General features: G+C 69.3%; 16 protein-coding genes and 1 tRNA gene. 9 read left to right on the top strand and 8 right to left on the bottom strand.

Annotated elements, in window-relative coordinates:
• The first annotated feature begins 49 nt into the window (after window positions 1-49).
• The 6 genes from C6569_RS06415 to C6569_RS06390 all read left to right on the top strand — a co-directional run bounded on the left by C6569_RS06415 (window position 50) and on the right by C6569_RS06390 (window position 4,179).
• Entirely contained in the window at window positions 50-1,588 is a 1,539-nt protein-coding gene (locus C6569_RS06415; protein WP_106748063.1) for an undecaprenyl-phosphate glucose phosphotransferase, read from the top strand.
• Entirely contained in the window at window positions 1,585-2,820 is a 1,236-nt protein-coding gene (locus tag C6569_RS06410) for an O-antigen ligase family protein (protein WP_245898254.1), read from the top strand. Before C6569_RS06415 ends, C6569_RS06410 begins: the two co-directional genes overlap by 4 nt.
• 14 nt (window positions 2,821-2,834) lie before the next feature.
• A tRNA-Pro gene (locus C6569_RS06405) sits at window positions 2,835-2,911 on the top strand.
• Window positions 2,912-3,021: 110 nt separating this feature from the next.
• The gene (locus tag C6569_RS06400; RefSeq protein ID WP_106748061.1) at window positions 3,022-3,321 is read left to right on the top strand and encodes a hypothetical protein; all 300 of its coding nucleotides are present in this window, start codon (window positions 3,022-3,024) and stop codon (window positions 3,319-3,321) included.
• A gap of 41 nt (window positions 3,322-3,362) precedes the next feature.
• Complete coding sequence (locus C6569_RS06395) at window positions 3,363-3,692, top strand: hypothetical protein (protein WP_106748060.1); 330 nt, start codon at window positions 3,363-3,365, stop codon at window positions 3,690-3,692.
• A 79-nt stretch (window positions 3,693-3,771) separates the two neighbouring features.
• Window positions 3,772-4,179 carry a hypothetical protein gene (locus C6569_RS06390; RefSeq protein ID WP_106748059.1) on the top strand — a complete coding sequence of 136 codons (408 nt, stop codon included), beginning with the start codon at window positions 3,772-3,774 and terminating at the stop codon, window positions 4,177-4,179.
• A 9-nt stretch (window positions 4,180-4,188) separates the two neighbouring features.
• Here C6569_RS06390 and C6569_RS06385 read toward each other — a convergent pair whose 3' ends face one another.
• The 6 genes from C6569_RS06385 to C6569_RS06360 all read right to left on the bottom strand — a co-directional run bounded on the left by C6569_RS06385 (window position 4,189) and on the right by C6569_RS06360 (window position 8,839).
• Window positions 4,189-4,986, bottom strand: coding sequence for a MerR family transcriptional regulator (locus tag C6569_RS06385; protein ID WP_342750256.1), 798 nt, complete (start codon window positions 4,984-4,986; stop codon window positions 4,189-4,191).
• A 124-nt stretch (window positions 4,987-5,110) separates the two neighbouring features.
• Entirely contained in the window at window positions 5,111-5,425 is a 315-nt protein-coding gene (locus C6569_RS06380) for an integration host factor subunit alpha (RefSeq protein WP_106748057.1), read from the bottom strand.
• Window positions 5,426-5,565: 140 nt separating this feature from the next.
• Window positions 5,566-6,543, bottom strand: a complete 978-nt coding sequence (locus C6569_RS06375; protein ID WP_106750924.1) for a beta-ketoacyl-ACP synthase III — start codon at window positions 6,541-6,543, stop codon at window positions 5,566-5,568.
• A complete protein-coding gene (gene plsX, locus C6569_RS06370) occupies window positions 6,537-7,601 on the bottom strand; it encodes a phosphate acyltransferase PlsX (protein WP_106748056.1) in 1,065 nt (354 codons plus the stop codon). The genes C6569_RS06375 and plsX overlap by 7 nt, the downstream gene beginning before the upstream one ends.
• Window positions 7,602-7,739: 138 nt before the next feature.
• Window positions 7,740-8,303 (bottom strand): YceD family protein, encoded by a 564-nt coding sequence (locus C6569_RS06365; protein ID WP_106748055.1) that lies wholly within the window; start codon window positions 8,301-8,303, stop codon window positions 7,740-7,742.
• Window positions 8,300-8,839, bottom strand: coding sequence for a ubiquinol-cytochrome C chaperone family protein (locus C6569_RS06360; protein ID WP_106748054.1), 540 nt, complete (start codon window positions 8,837-8,839; stop codon window positions 8,300-8,302). The genes C6569_RS06365 and C6569_RS06360 overlap by 4 nt, the downstream gene beginning before the upstream one ends.
• A gap of 208 nt (window positions 8,840-9,047) precedes the next feature.
• Here C6569_RS06360 and C6569_RS06355 point away from each other — a divergent pair, with 208 nt between their 5' ends.
• Entirely contained in the window at window positions 9,048-9,455 is a 408-nt protein-coding gene (locus tag C6569_RS06355) for an outer membrane protein assembly factor BamE (protein WP_245898253.1), read from the top strand.
• A gap of 136 nt (window positions 9,456-9,591) precedes the next feature.
• Complete coding sequence (locus tag C6569_RS06350) at window positions 9,592-10,464, top strand: alpha/beta fold hydrolase (protein ID WP_106748052.1); 873 nt, start codon at window positions 9,592-9,594, stop codon at window positions 10,462-10,464.
• 77 nt (window positions 10,465-10,541) lie between these two features.
• Here the strand turns inward: C6569_RS06350 and C6569_RS06345 are convergent, their stop codons facing one another.
• The gene (locus C6569_RS06345; protein WP_106748051.1) at window positions 10,542-12,698 is read right to left on the bottom strand and encodes a sodium-translocating pyrophosphatase; all 2,157 of its coding nucleotides are present in this window, start codon (window positions 12,696-12,698) and stop codon (window positions 10,542-10,544) included.
• Window positions 12,699-12,930: 232 nt separating this feature from the next.
• On the bottom strand, window positions 12,931-14,142 hold the full coding sequence (locus C6569_RS06340) for an MFS transporter (protein ID WP_106748050.1): 1,212 nt from the start codon (window positions 14,140-14,142) through the stop codon (window positions 12,931-12,933).
• Window positions 14,143-14,413: 271 nt separating this feature from the next.
• Between C6569_RS06340 and C6569_RS06335 the strand changes: the two genes are divergently transcribed.
• Entirely contained in the window at window positions 14,414-15,532 is a 1,119-nt protein-coding gene (locus tag C6569_RS06335) for an NADH:flavin oxidoreductase/NADH oxidase (protein WP_106748049.1), read from the top strand.
• Window positions 15,533-15,575: the final 43 nt, after the last annotated feature.

Genomic DNA, 15,575 nt, shown 5'->3' with positions numbered 1-15,575 from the left:
CCGGCGAGTGCAGTCACGCGCTTGGGTGGCGCGACGGAGTAGCCGGAACATGTTGGGATTCACCGGTCGGGACATCATCCAGGCGACGGAGGCGGGCCGCACGGGCCAGCCGGCTGCGGAGGGCCGCCGCCCTCTGTCGGAGCTCGCGGCGCGGATCGCCGACGAGGCGGTGGGGCCGGTCTATTCGCCGGTGGTCCTCTCCGGCCTCGTCCGGCTGGTGGAATTCGTCATCGTCCTGGCGCTGGGCGCGGCGATCTATCTCGGCTGGGTCTATCCGCAGCACGGGGTGCAGTGGACCTCGCTAGTCGGGCTCTTCGGCCTCTCCGCTCTGGCGCTGGCGGCCTTCCAGTCCGCCGGACTCTACGACGTCCACCTCTTCCGCACCCATGTGGCGCAGTTCAGCCGGCTGTTCTTCACCTGGACCATGGTCTTTCTCGTCGCCATGGCGGTGGCCTTCTTCGCCAAGGCGGGTGACGCCTTCTCGCGGGTGTGGCTGGGATCCTGGTACGTGGCCGGCCTGCTCTCCCTGATGGCGCTCAGGATCGGGCTCGCCCAGCTCGTGCGCACATGGTCGCGCGCCGGGCGCCTGCAGCGCCGTGCCGTCGTGGTCGGCGGCGGCGAGCCGGCGGAGGAGCTGATCCGCTCGATCCTCGCCCAGTCCGACACCGACGTGACCATCTGCGGCACGTTCGACGACCGCACCGACGAGCGCTCGCCGGCCCATGCCGCCCATGTGCCGAAGCTCGGCACGGTGGACGACCTCCTGGAGTTCGCCCGCCGCACCCGCGTCGACCTCGTCATCGTCACCATCCCGATGAGCGCCGAGAAGCGCGTGCTCGACATGCTGCGCAAGCTCTGGGTGCTGCCGGTGGACATCCGACTGGCGGCGCACACCGCCAAGCTCAGGTTCCGGCCGCGTGCCTATTCCTATATCGGCAACGTCCCCGTGCTCGACGTCTTCGACAAGCCGATCCAGGACTGGGACGTCGTTCTCAAATGGGTCTTCGACAAGATCGTCGGCACCGCCGCACTGATCGCGCTGTCGCCGATCTTCATCGCCACCGCCATCGCCGTGAAGCTCGATTCCAAGGGCCCGGTGTTCTTCCGGCAGAAGCGCTACGGCTTCAACAACGAGATGATCGAGGTGTTCAAGTTCCGCTCCATGTACACCGACATGAGCGACGCCACCGCCTCGAAGCTCGTCACCAAGGGCGACCCCCGCGTCACCCGCGTCGGCCGCTTCATCCGCAAGACCTCCATCGACGAGCTGCCGCAGCTCTTCAACGTGGTCTTCAAGGGCAACCTGTCTCTGGTCGGCCCGCGCCCCCACGCCGCCCATGCCAAGGCCGCCGACAAGCTCTACGACGACGTGGTCGACGGCTATTTCGCCCGCCACAAGGTGAAGCCGGGCATCACCGGCTGGGCGCAGATCAACGGCTGGCGCGGCGAAACCGACACGCCGGAGAAGATCCAGCGGCGCGTCGAGCACGATCTCTACTATATCGAGAACTGGTCGGTGCTCTTCGACCTCTACATCCTCGCCAAGACGCCGATCTCGCTGGCCAGGCACCGCGAGAACGCGTTTTGACCCTCGCTCTCCCCGCGCCCCGGGCCGGGGGGATTCGCAGCGGCGGTGAGCCCTTCCGGCTCGCCGCCCTCTGGCTGATGATGGTGGGTGGAGCCTTCGTCTTCGCCGAGCCCTCCCCTTACGAGGTCGGTGCGCTCCTCGCCATCGCCGCCTTCGCGCTCACCGGCGGCCTGAAGCTCCGCGCCGCCCATGCGCCGCTCCTCGTCGTCCTCGTCCTCTATTGCCTCGGCCTGACCATCGCCGCCATCCCGGTCATGGCGGGGCCGAAAGTGGCGGCCTGGATCGCCGTCTCCTGGTATCTCGCCCTCACCATGGTCTTCTTCGCCGTCGTGGCGGCGGACAACACGACGGCCCGCATGAGGGTGATCCTCCGCGGCTGGACGCTGGCGGCGCTGATCGCGGCGCTGGCGGGTATCGCCGGCTATTTCCGTCTCTTTCCCGGCGCCTTCGACCTCTTCACCCTCTATGGCCGCGCCAAGGGCACGTTCAACGACCCCAACGTCTTCGGCCCCTTCCTGGTGCTGCCCATGCTGGTGGCGATGCAGGCCTTCCTCAGAGCCTCGCCGGGCTCGATGGTCAGGGCCGGCTCCGTCTTCGCGGTGCTGCTCGTCGCGCTCCTGCTATCCTTCTCGCGCGGCGCCTGGATCCATTTCGGCCTGTCGGCGGTGATCATGATCGCCCTGATGGTGCTGACGGCGGAGACGCCGGCGCAGCGGTTCCGCATCCTTCTGGTGGTCGCCGCCGGCCTCGTCCTGCTGATGGCCTTCGTCGCCGTCCTCCTCAGCATCGACAAGGTGGCAGACCTGATGCGGGAGCGCGCCAGCCTCAACCAGAGCTACGATTCGGGGCCGATGGGCCGATTCGGCCGGCACGCCTATGGCTGGCAGATCGCCCTGGACAAGCCTTTCGGTATCGGCCCCCTGCAGTTCGCCCGGTTCTTTCCGGAGGATCCGCACAACGTCTACCTCAATTCCTTCATGGCCGGCGGCTGGATGGGCGGCATCGGCTATCTCGTGCTGACGGGATCGACGCTGATCGTCGGACTGGTCGCATCCCTCATCCGGACGCCCTGGCAGCCCCTCACCATCGCGGTTTTCGCCACTTTCTGCGGCCTCGCCTTCGAAGGGCAGATCATTGACAGCGACCACTGGCGGCACTTCTGGGTGCTGGCAGGACTGCTCTGGGGCCTCGCCGTCACCAAGCGGGTTGCGGCGGCGCGCGAAACGTCCTAAATCCCCCGCACGGTCGGAGTGTAGCGCAGCCCGGTAGCGCACTTGCATGGGGTGCAAGGGGTCCCGAGTTCAAATCTCGGCACTCCGACCAATTCCTCCCACATCTTCCTCGTCCCGCCGGCGCCCTGCGACGGCGCATCGCCGTGCCTCCGCGGAACCGCGGTGCGTCCCGGGGGTTCATGCGGCAGGAGGATTCCCCACATGACCCAGCACGATCCCCGCGACGACCGCCTCGCCGCCGAGCCGACCCGCCTCGACGGGGGACGGCGCGCCGATCTCGACCCGCCGACCGATCCGCGCGTCACCCGCAGCACCTCCGGCAACTGGGGCCTGATCGGCGGCCTCGGCGTGGTTCTCGTCCTCGGACTCGTCGTCTTCTCAATGATGGGCGGCAACCCCAGCGGCCAGACCACCATGGAGCGGAACCAGACCACGACGGCGCCCGCCCCCGCCCCCGCCGATCCGTCGGCGACCGGCTCGACGCCGCGCCAGGCGCCTTGAGCCACCCCCCGTCCCGCCGCGCCGCCCCCCGAGGAGCCGACATGATCACCCGCCGCCTGATGACCGCCGCCGCCTTGCTCGCCGTTCCGCTCGCCGCGGCGTATGCGCAGGTACCGCCCGCCCAGCCTGACGGCGGGATGGGTGGCGCGAGCTCCGCCGGCGGATCGTCGGGCGGCGGCATGACTGCCGACGACGAAGACGCCCAGGGCGTCGAGGCCGGGCGGGAGGGCCGCACCGTCCGCGACCGGGAGAACGCCGAGCGCGGCCGCGAGGCGGTTCAGGTCGATCCCCGCCCCGATCCCCGCAGTCCCGCCTCCGGTGGTGTCCCGGCGACGCCGTCTTCTACCCCACCCACCGCCTCTCGCCCCTGACGCGACGGCATGGGGTCTTGCCGGTGACCCTCGCCTCGTCCCACACTGAAGCCCGACGGGCGTTCGGACGGGACGGGCCATGCAGATCACGACGCGATTGAGGCCGCGGTTCATCGGATGGGTGGGCATCGCCATCGTCCTGCTGTTGCCGCCCGCCATCGGCGCGGCCTATCTCGGCGCGTTCAACGCTCCGACGCTCGACGACCGGACCCTGCTCTGGCAGGTCACCATCGGCCTGCTGCTCTTCGTACCCGTCGGCCCGCTGCTCATCGTCTTCGGTGCGGAACTGGTGACGCGGCCGGACCCCGAGGCCCTCGCCAAGATCGACAAGATCATTTCGGAACTCGAGTTCGCCAATGTGCAGGCAGGCGAACTCGACCGCGGGCTTGAGCCCGTCAGGGACGTCGCCGACCACATGCGCCGCAGGATCGAGGAAGGCGTGCGCGCTCCGCCGCCGCCTCCCGTGCCGCCGAGCTGGCGGCGCTAGCGCGAGCGTTCAGCGGTCGTCGAAGGCCGCGTCCAGCCGCTTGCGGCATTCCAGAAGCTCGTAGAGGGCGGCCTGCAGGCGGCGCACGTCGTCGGCGGCGAGTCGCGCCGGGGCCGGTGCGGCAACAGCGGCGCCGGCGGGCGACGCAGGCCTCATGGAGGGCATGTCGGCCGGCCGCACCACGGGCCGCGGTTCGGGTGCCGACGGGGGCGGTACCGGCACGGGTTCCGGTGCCCGGACCGCTTGCTGCACCGGCGCATGGCGCTGGATGGCGGGCTCTTCCGCCGGGACGGGAGCCGGCCGCGGCGCCAGGACGGGCTCGAGCCGCATCGGCTCGTCGGCCATGTCACCCTCGTCCTCGTCGTCCCCATGGCCGGGCGCGGCGAAGGGTGGTTCGCCATAGGAGGCCGGGGCGAAAGGCGGCACCGCACCGCCGAGAGCGGGCGGGCGCCCCATCTCCATCGGCTCGTCGTCGCCGGCTGCGGGATCGATGATCTCGGGCCCCTTGGGCTTCTGCAGGGCGGCGGCGCCCTCCCCGCGACCCAGGGCCTGGATCGCCTTGACGCCGCTCTCCTTGATGATCCGCTGCACGCCGCGGATCGTGTAGCCCTCGCCGTAGAGGAGATGGCGGATGCCCTTCAGGAGGTCGATATCCTCGGGACGGTAATAGCGGCGGCCGCCGCCGCGCTTCAACGGCCGGATCTGGCCGAAACGCGTCTCCCAGAACCGCAGCACGTGCTGCGGCAGGTCAAGGTCGTCGGCGACCTCGCTGATCGTGCGGTATGCGTCAGGGGCCTTGTCCACCACGATCCGGGCTCTGTGTGAGGGCGCGCGCGATGGCGCGAAGGCATCGGGCCGCGCAACGGTGGCGGATTCGGGGCGATGCGGCAACGCCGAACCGACGCCTGCCGCGGCCGGCGCGCACCGGCCGTCAGTCGCGGACGCCGTCGACGCTCTGGCCGTTGATCTTGGCCTTGAGGATGTTCGACGGCTTGAAGACCATGACGCGGCGGGGCGCGATCGGCACTTCCTGGCCGGTCTTGGGGTTGCGCCCGACCCGTTCGCCCTTGGAGCGGACGACGAAGGAGCCGAAGGAGGAGAGCTTCACCGTCTCGCCGTCTGCGAGGCAGTCGGTGATCTCCTTCAGGACCAGTTCGACGAGTTGTGCCGACTCGGTCCGCGACAGACCCACCTTTTGATAGACGGCCTCGCAAAGATCAGCTCGCGTGACTGTCTTGCCCGCCATTTCGACCCCCACCACTTGTACCTGGATATGGCGGCCTTGCTTCGGCACATCGCACCGAAACCGCTCTTATCACTCTGATTTTCCTATCACTATGGACTCGGCCCGCGGCGGTCAACCCATTGCGGGCCGAACGCCGCGCTTCACCAGCGGATCAGCGCCGAGCCCCAGGTGAATCCGCCGCCCATCGCCTCCAGCATGACGAGATGGCCTTCGCGGATGCGTCCGTCGCGCACGGCCACGTCGAGAGCCAGCGGAATGGAGGCGGCGGAGGTGTTGCCGTGGCGGTCCACCGTGATGACGACCTTCTCGGGCGCGATCTTCAGCTTCTCGGCGGAGGCGTCGATGATCCGTTTGTTGGCCTGGTGCGGCACGAACCAGTCGAGATCGTCCGAGGTGGTACCGGTGGCGGCATAGGCGTCGTTCATCACGTCGGTGATCATGCCCACGGCATGTTTGAAGACCTCGCGGCCCTCCATCCGCAGATGGCCCACGGTCTGGGTCAGCGAGGGGCCGCCGTCGACATAGAGCTTGGCGGTGTGGCGGCCGTCGGAGCGCAGATGCGTCGTCAGGATGCCGCGGCCGGCCAGGCCGTCGGGCTGCTCCTGCGCCTCGAGGACCACGGCGCCGGCGCCGTCGCCGAAGAGCACGCAGGTGGTGCGGTCGGTCCAGTCGAGGATGCGCGAGAAGGTTTCCGCGCCGATCACCAGGGCCCGCTTGTGGCTTCCCGAGCGCAGGAACTTGTCGGCGGTCGACAGGGCGAAGACGAAGCCCGAGCAGACCGCCTGCAGGTCGAAGGCAGCACCGTGGCGGATGCCGAGGCGATCCTGGATGGTGGTGGCGCTGGCGGGAAAGGTGCGATCCGGCGTGGAGGTCGCGAGGACGATCAGGTCGATGTCCTGGGCGTCCATGCCGGCGGCGGCGAGCGCCGCCCTGGCCGCCGCAAGGCCGAGGTCGGAGGTGGTCTCCCCCTCGGCAGCGATATGGCGCTCGCGGATTCCCGACCGCTGGACGATCCACTCGTCCGACGTGTCCACCAGCGTCGAGAGTTCGGCATTTGTCAGGACGCGGGCGGGCAGATAGCTGCCCACGCCGCGCACCACGGAACGAAGTGTCACGATGTGGCCTCGAGAGGGGCGACCGGCGGGGCCGGACGCGAAGCATGGTAGGCGTCCAGCATGGAACGGATCTTCGACTGGAGATCGTAGCGGGCCATGTCGTAGGCGAGATCGATCGCGCTGGCAAAGCCGAGCGGGTCGGTGCCACCATGGCTCTTGATCACGACGCCATTGAGGCCGAGGAACACCGCGCCGTTGCTCTTGCGCGGGTCCATCTTCTCGCGCAGCGTCGAAAAGGCGTTGCGGGCGAGCAGATAGCCGAGCTTGGCGCGCCAGGTGCGCGACATGGCGGCGCGCAGATATTCGCCGATCTGCTTGGCGGTGCCCTCGCCGGTCTTCAGCGCGATATTGCCGGTGAAGCCCTCGGTGACGATCACGTCGGTGACGCCTTTGCCGATGTCGTCCCCCTCCACGAAGCCGCGGTAGTCCAGCGTCGGCATGTCGGCGTCGCGCAGGATCTGGCCGGCCTCGCGGATGAACTCGAGGCCCTTGACCTCCTCCACCCCGATATTGAGGAGACCGACGGTGGGGCGGTCCAGATCGAAGACCACCCGCGCCATCGCGGCGCCCATCACCGCCATGTCGACGAGGGCGGCGGCATCGGCGCCGATGGAGGCGCCCATGTCGAGGACGATGGATTCGCCCCTCAGCGTCGGCCAGAGGGCGGCGAGAGCCGGGCGCTCGACCCCCTCCATGGTCTTCAGGTTGAAGGCGGCCATGGCCATCAGCGCGCCGGTATTGCCGGCCGAGACCGCGGCCGCGGCCCTGCCGAACTTCACCTCGTCGAGGGCCCGCCACATGGACGAGACTCGGCGCCCGTAGCGCAGCGCCTTGGACGGCTTGTCGTCCATCCGGATGGCGACGTCGGCGTGGACGATCTCGGAGCGGGCACGGACCCGCGGATTGGCGGCGAGCAGCGGTGCGATCTGCCGCTCGTCGCCGACCAGGACGAATTCGATGTCGCCGTGGCGCGACAGGGCGATTTCCGCGCCCGGCACGACGACGGAGGGACCGAAATCGCCCCCCATCACGTCGAGGGCCAGCCGTACCTTTTCGGACATGCACCTATCCGTATGACCGACGCCCGGAGCCGGGAGTCACGAAAGACTTCGGAGCCGACGGCGCGAGACGCCGGGACAATAGCGACTGGCAACGCCTGCACAAGGGGCAGGCAGCACGAACAGCAAACCGCCGCCTGTTTAGGTGCCGCGCTTCAGTTTGGAAAGCCCCGCGAACGGCGACACCTCGGCGCCGTCCTCCGGCGGCGCGAAGTCGGCGTCGGGCTTGCGCGGATAGGGGTCGACGCCGAGGGCGAGAAATTCCGCGGCGATGGCGGCCGCGTCGATGCCGTTGCCGATGAGCGGATCGTCGGCGGCTACGGAGGCGTCGATGGATAGCCCGTCCTCCTCGTCGTGCACCAGATGCGCCTTGAGCTTGCCCTCCGGGCGGAAGGTCGCCTCGACCTCCTCCGCGATGGCGTTCTCCATGGGCTCCAGAGTGACGACGCAGGTCTGGGTGACGGTGGCGCTCACCGTCCCCTCCACCGCCAGGCCGTCGCCGCGATAGGGCCTGACGTGGATGTCCAGGTCGAGGGCGCTCATGGCGTCGACGCCGATCCAGGCGGCGAAGGCGGCGAGGTCCTCGGCCGGCACGTCGCGGCGGCGCACATGAATGCCGCCGGCGGGAACGTCGGCGATCCGCACCGGCCAACGCGGCAGGGCTGCACCCGGGCGCCGGCCTTCGCCGCTGCTCTGTCCGGTCATGAGCGGCCTCCCGCCGGAACGGCAGGGAACTCGATGTCCCCGGCCAGGAACGATTCGTAGGGGCGCGCGGCGAGCGCCGCTGCCGCCTGGCGGACATAGGCGGCGAGCACGCGCGTATCGCCCGAGAGATCAGCGAGGACGTTGCGGGCGAGCGCGCCCTCCAGCGTTTCTCCCTCCCCGCCCGCCAGCGCCGTGTCGTAGGCCTGGACGCGGCCGTAGAAGGACTCGCCCATCTGCCGGATCTTCTTCGGCACCTTGGTGTCGGAGACGCCGAGTTCGCGCAGGCCGCGGTCGAAGTCGAGGAACAGCATGTCGAAGAGCTCCTGGCCGAGCTGCCGGCGCTCCTCGCTCTCCTCCTTCAGCCGATGGAGTACGAGGAAGGCGTGGAGAACCACCATCTCGAAACGCCCCTGCACCGTGTCGGGTACGCCGTGGTCCCGGTAGAACAGGGGATTGCGGGCCTGCGCCACGATGGCGCCGTAAAGCGTCTCGATGGTCGCGTCCTGCTTCTTCCGCCGGAACAGGCTCAGAATCATCGGCTTCGGCGCCTTCGGGTTGAAATGGTTGCCGACGGGAGTTAAGTCAACGCGCCGTCGTCTTCAAGCGGCGGCTTGCCGCCCCCGCCGGCGGCATCGGGATTGAGAAGGTCGGCCGAGAATGATGCGCGTCACGTCACGTTCCGCCCAGGCAGCGCTTGTCGCGGGTCTCGCGGTGCTCCTGTCGGCCTGCTCGCAGGGGCCCTCCGTGTCGTCGCTGACCCCGAGCCTGCCGACGCCGACGCAGTTCCGCATCGGCGAGACCTTCAACCGCGGCTATGTCGTCTCCGAAGAGGCGCTGGCCCAGGTGAAGGAGGGCAATAGCCAGGACCAGGTGATGATCGCGCTCGGCACGCCGACGACCATCTCCACCATCAACGGCGACGTCTTCTACTACATCTCCGAGAAGCAGACCCGGACCTTCACCTTCCAGCAGCCGCGGACGGTGGAGCGCAACGTGATGGCGGTCTATTTCAACTCACGGCGCCAGGTGGAGCGCGTCGCCAATTACGGGTTGCAGGACGGCAAAGTCTTCGACTTCATCTCGCGGTCGACCGTCACCGGCGGTGAGGAAGCCAATCTCCTGCGCCAGATCATCCAGGGTCCGCGCACCTGATCCACCGACGCCGCCGGCCTTTACCGAAAGCCCCGCCGATGCGGGGCTTTTTGTTGGGCCGACGCCCGATCGCGGGCGCCGGCGGAACGAAGCAGCCCGGCTGCCGTTCCTTTCCGAACCACCGGAAAGGACGCCCATGCCCCATCTCGCCGCAGCCGACGGAACCCGCCTCTTCTACAACGACTGGGGCACGGGACGGCCCGTCGTGCTCATCCACGGATGGCCGTTGGACGCGGACATGTGGGAATACCAGGTGCCGGACCTGGTCGCCGCCGGCTACCGCGTCGTCGCCTATGACCGCCGCGGCTTCGGCCGGTCGGACCAGCCGGCGACCGGCTACGACTACGACACGCTCGCCGATGACCTGAAAGCGCTGATGGAGGGGCTCGACCTCCCGCAGGCGACGCTGGTGGGCTTCTCCATGGGCGGCGGCGAGGTCGCGCGCTACCTGTCGCGCCACGGTGCGCAGCGTGTGAAGAGCGCCGTGCTGATCTCCGCGGTCACGCCCGGCCTGCTCGAAGGCCCCGGCAACCCGGACGGCGTTCCCGCCTCCGTCTTCGCCGAGATGATCGAGGGGCTGAAGACCGACCGGCCCGCCTTCCTCGGGACCTTCGGCAAGCAGTTCTACGGCGCTGGAATGCTCAACTTCCAGGTGAGCAGCGAGCTGCTGGCCTGGACGGCCAATGTCGCGATGCTGGCCTCGCCCATCGCCACCATGGCCTGCGTCAAGGCCTTCGCGGAGACCGACTTCCGGGGCGACATGGCCGCGTTCACCGTGCCGACCCTCATCATCCACGGCAGCGCCGACGCCACGGTGCCGATCGACAAGTCCGCCGACCGCACCGCCGAGCTGATCCCGAACGCGCTCTACCGGGTCTACGAGGACGCGCCGCACGGCCTGTTCTTCACCGACAAGCACCGGCTGAACCCGGACCTGCTCGTCTTCCTCGACGGCGGCATCGAGGCGGCCTCGCACCGCAAGCTCGAGGGCGGCAAGACGCTCATCTGATCGCCCTGCACTGCCATCATAAAAAACCCCCGCGGGATCGCTCCGCGGGGGTTTCTCGTTCGCAGGCGTCGCGCCGGTCAGTGCGCCAGGATGGCGAGGAGCAGCAGGGCGACGATGTTGCAGATCTTGATGGCCGGGTTCACGGCGGGACCCGCCGTGTCCTTGTAGGGGTCGCCGACGGTGTCGCCGGTGACGGAGGCCTTGTGGGCGTCCGATCCCTTGTGGTGGGTGACGCCGTCCTTGTCGACGAAGCCGTCCTCGAAGCTCTTCTTGGCATTGTCCCAGGCGCCGCCGCCCGAGGTCATGGAGATGGCGACGAAGAGGCCGTTGACGATGACGCCGAGCAGCGAGGCGCCGAGCGCGGCGAAGGCCGAGGCCTTGGAACCGGACAGGGCGAGCACGCCGAAATAGGCGACCAGCGGCGCCAGGACCGGCAACAGCGAGGGGATGATCATCTCCTTGATCGCCGCCTTGGTCAGCATGTCGACGGCACGGGCATAGTCCGGCTTGTCGGTGCCGGCCATGATGCCCGGCTTCTCGCGGAACTGGCGGCGGACCTCCTCGACGACCGAACCGGCGGCGCGGCCGACGGCGGTCATGGCGATTCCGCCGAACAGGTAGGGGATGAGGCCGCCGAAGATCAGGCCGGCGACGACGTAGGGGTCGGAGAGGTCGAAGGTGACCGGGCTCATGCCCTTGAAGTAGCCGTAGGCCGTGGAGCCGGCCTTGTTCGCCTCGGTGATGAAGTAGTTGAGGTCGTAGCTGTAGGCGGCGAAGAGAACCAGCGCGCCGAGGCCGGCCGAACCGATGGCATAGCCCTTGGTGACGGCCTTGGTGGTGTTGCCGACGGCGTCGAGCGCATCGGTGGAGTGGCGCACCTCCTTCGGCAGGCCCGCCATTTCGGCGATGCCGCCGGCGTTGTCGGTGACCGGGCCGAAGGCGTCGAGGGCGACGATCATGCCGGCGAGGCCGAGCATGGTGGTCACCGCGATGGCCGTGCCGAAGAGCCCGGCGAGCTGGAAGGTGGAGATGATGCCGCCGACGATGACGAGGGCCGGCAGGGCGGTGGATTCCAGCGAGACCGCGAGACCCTGGATCACGTTGGTGCCGTGGCCGGTGACCGAGGCCTGGGCGATCGACACGACCGGGCGCTTGCCCGTGCCGGTGTAGTACTCCGTGATCCAGACGATGAGGCCGGTGACGACGAGGCCGATGAGGCCGCAGACGAAGAGCGCCGAGCCGGTGATGGTCTTGCCGCCGACGACGCCGATGGTGCCCCAGCCGATGACGGCCTGGGTCGCCAGGGCGAGGCCGCCGATGGAGAGCACGCCGGTGACAATGAGGCCCTTGTACAGGGCGCCCATGATCGAGTTGTTGGCGCCGAGCTTCACGAAGAACGTGCCGGCGATGGAGGTGATGATGCAGACCGCGCAGATGGCGAGCGGGTAGATGAGCGCCGACTGCAGCATCGGCGTGCCGGCGAAGAAGATGGCGGCGAGGACCATGGTGGCGACGACGGTCACCGCATAGGTCTCGAAGAGGTCGGCGGCCATGCCGGCGCAGTCACCGACGTTGTCACCGACGTTGTCGGCGATGGTGGCGGGGTTGCGCGGATCGTCCTCCGGAATTCCGGCCTCGACCTTGCCGACGAGGTCGGCACCGACGTCGGCGCCCTTGGTGAAGATGCCGCCGCCGAGACGGGCGAAGATGGAGATGAGCGAGGCGCCGAAGCCGAGGGCGACGAGGCCGTCGATCACCGTGCGGCTGTTCGGGGCGAGCCCGCCGGGACCGGTCAGGGCCCAGAAATAGACGGCGACACCGAGGAGCGCGAGGCCGGCGACCAGGAGGCCGGTGACGGCACCGGCCTTGAAGGCGATGTCGAGGCCCGCGGCGAGGGACTTGGAGGCGGCCTGGGCGGTGCGCACGTTGGCGCGCACGGAGACGTTCATGCCGATGAAGCCGGCAGCGCCGGAGAGCACGGCGCCGATCAGGAAGCCGACCGCGACGGCCGTGCCGAGCAGCCAGCCGACCAGGACGAGGATGACGGCGCCGACCATGGCGATGGTGATGTACTGGCGCTTGAGGTAGGCGGCGGCGCCCTCGGCGACCGCACCGGCGATCTCCTGCATGCGAGCGGAACCCGCATCGGCGTCCAGCAGCGACTTGGTCGCCCACGCGCCATAGACCACGGACAGCAGTCCGCAGCCGATGATGACCCACAATGCTGTATTCATCGATGTTTCCTCTGTCGCGGCGCCCCCGCGCGGGGACAGCCGTCCGGTCCGCCCGGAACCGGATGTGCCTGCTCGTTTCTTATGCGGCGTGAACGGGCCTCAGGCCCACCCCACCACGAGTCCGACGCATTTCTGCCAAAGTCCGGAAGCCGAAGCAACGGATGGGAGGGCTGCGCGGCTCGTCCTTTTGGCTGTGATGGGGGTTTTCCCGCCAATTCGGGCGGAAACGCCCTCAGGCGAGAGCCGGCTTGCGGCGCGAGCCGACCACCAGCGCCACGGCGCCCACGGCGACGATGGGGAAGACGACCCAGTTGACCATGTCCCAGCCGTAGGTCGTGACGATCTGGCCCGACGAGAAGGAGCCGACGGCCATGACGCCGAAGACGCAGAAGTCGTTCACCGACTGGAGGCGGGTGCGCTCCTCCGGCCGGGCGGCGGCGGCGACCATCGCGCTGGCGCCGATATAGCCGAAGTTCCAGCCGAGCCCGAGCAGGATGAGGGCGAGGTAGAAGTGGGGCACGGTGATGCCGGTCAGCGCCACCACGGCGGAGATCGCCGTGAGCGCGAGGCCGAGGGCGACGATGCGCGGCGCGCCGAACCGGGCGATGAGGCTGCCGGTGAAGAAGCTCGGCGCGTACATGGCGATGACATGCCACTGGATGCCGTAGGCCGCGTCGTCGATGGAATGGTTGCAGCCGATCATGGCGAGCGGGGCCGCCGTCATCACGAAATTCATCAGCATGTAGGTCGCAGCCCCGCAGATCACCGCGGTGACGAAGGCGGGGTCGCGGAAATAGGCCGAGGTCGGACGGAACACGGTGCCGGCGGCGGGCGCCTTCGGCTTCGGAATGTCGACGAAGGACAGGATGACGCCGGCCAGCAGCGCCACCACCGCCTGGCCGATATAGGTGCCGGCGAAGAGCACGGGCGGCAGCGCCTCCTTGGTCCAGACGACGAGCTGCGGGCCGACCACGCCGGCGATGATGCCGCCGGTCATGACCCAGGAGATGGCCTTGGGACGGAACGCGTCGGAGGCGGTGTCGGCGGCGGCGAAGCGGTAGCTCTGGGCCGCCGAGGCGTAGAAGCCGGCCGAGAAGGTGGCGAGGCAGAAGACGGGGAAGCTCGAGAAGGTCACCCCGAGATAGCCGAACAGGCCGGTGAGGACCCCGGCACCGGTGGCGATCTGGTAGGCGGTGCGGCGGCCGAAGCGGCGCACCAGCATGCCCACCGGCAGGGAGGCGGCGGCGAGACCGACCACGAAGATGGAGATGGGCAGGGTCGCGAGCGAGCGCACGGGCGCGAGCTCGGCGCCGACGATGGCACCTGTGGCGAACATCACCGTCGTGTTGGCGCCCGCGAGCGCCGTGGCGAGTGCCAGAATGAAGGCGTTGCGCTTGGCGAGCCGGTCGCCGCGGGCCATGGCTTCGGGGGTGGTGCTGGTCATGGCGGGATCACGCGGCTCGGCAGGGTCCGTATCTCCGGCGGGGCCGTCCGGCGATACATCGCCTCTGCCGATCGTCGAAGCTGGAGAAAGTCTGCCTCCATAGCCCGCCTGCCGCCTCTTCGCCACAGGGGAACCGCCGCGCAGGGCTGCAACGCGGGCATGCACCGCCCGCGACGCGGCGGGTCTTGGCAGACGTGTCCTGCGCGCCAGGTGCTTGCCTGGGTGCGGCCCTTGCTGTCCCCTCGCCTTCCCTTTCGTTCGAGAGACCGCCATGAGCCAGCTCTTCTCGCCCCTCGCCGTCGGCCCCGTCACCGTCCCGAACCGCATCGTCGTCGCGCCGATGTGCCAGTATTCGGCCGACGACGGCTGCATGAACGACTGGCACCTGCAGCATCTGATGACCCTCGCCATGTCGGGCGCGGGCATGGTGGTGGTGGAGGCGACCGCGGTGGAGCGGCTCGGGCGCATCACCCACGGCTGCGTCGGCCTCTACAGCGACGCCAACGAGCGGGCGATGCAGCGGGTCATCGACGCCGCGCGCGCCGTCGCCCTGCCGGGCACGACCTTCGGCATCCAGATCGGTCACGCCGGCCGCAAGGCCTCCTCCGAGCGTCCCTGGGAGGGCGGCGGGCCGCTCAAGGACAACGCCGACCCCTGGGCCACGGTCGCGGCCTCCGCCATCCCCTTCGACGAGGGCTGGCACATGCCACGCGAGATGACCGGTCAAGACAAGGTGCGCATCGCCGCCGCCTTCGTCCAGGCCGCCGAGCGCGCGGTGCGCATCGGCTTCGACGCCGTCGAGCTGCACATGGCGCACGGCTACCTCCTGCACAACGTCATGAGCCCGCTCTCCAACACCCGCACCGACGGCTTCGGCGGCAGCCGCGAGAACCGCTTCGCCTGGCCCCTGTCGATCGCCGCGGCTGTGAAAGCGGCCGTGCCGGCCCGGGTCGCGGTCGGCGCCCGCATCACCGGCCAGGACTGGACCGAGGACGGCCTGCAGGTGGCCGACGCGGTGGCGCTCGCCACCGAACTGAAGGCCGTCGGCCTCGACTTCGTCTGCGTCTCCTCCGGTGGCGCGCACCCGCGCGTGCGGATCCAGGCGAAGCCGGGATACCAGGTGCCCTTCGCCCAGGCGGTGAAGGGCGGCACCGGCATCACCACCCGCGCCGTCGGCCTCATCAACACGCCGGCCCAGGCCGAGGAGGTCGTCGCCTCGGGCGCTGCCGATCTCGTCGCCATCGGCCGCGGCATGCTCGACAATCCCCGCTGGGGCTGGCACGCGGCGGAGGAGCTCGGCGCCGAGCTCTCCTATCCGCCGCAATATGCCCGTGTGGCCAAGAAGGTCTGGCCCGGCGCCGCGCTGGCGAGGCCCACCGCGAAAGGCTGACGAAAGCGGCGCCGCTTACCCCGCATTAACCACGATCCGCCAC

It is taken from the genome of Phreatobacter cathodiphilus (genome assembly GCF_003008515.1).
Taxonomy (GTDB): Bacteria; Pseudomonadota; Alphaproteobacteria; order Rhizobiales; family Phreatobacteraceae; genus Phreatobacter; species Phreatobacter cathodiphilus.
The sequence above is the reverse complement of the archived record's forward strand: the minus strand, read 5'-3'. Positions and strand labels throughout refer to the sequence as shown.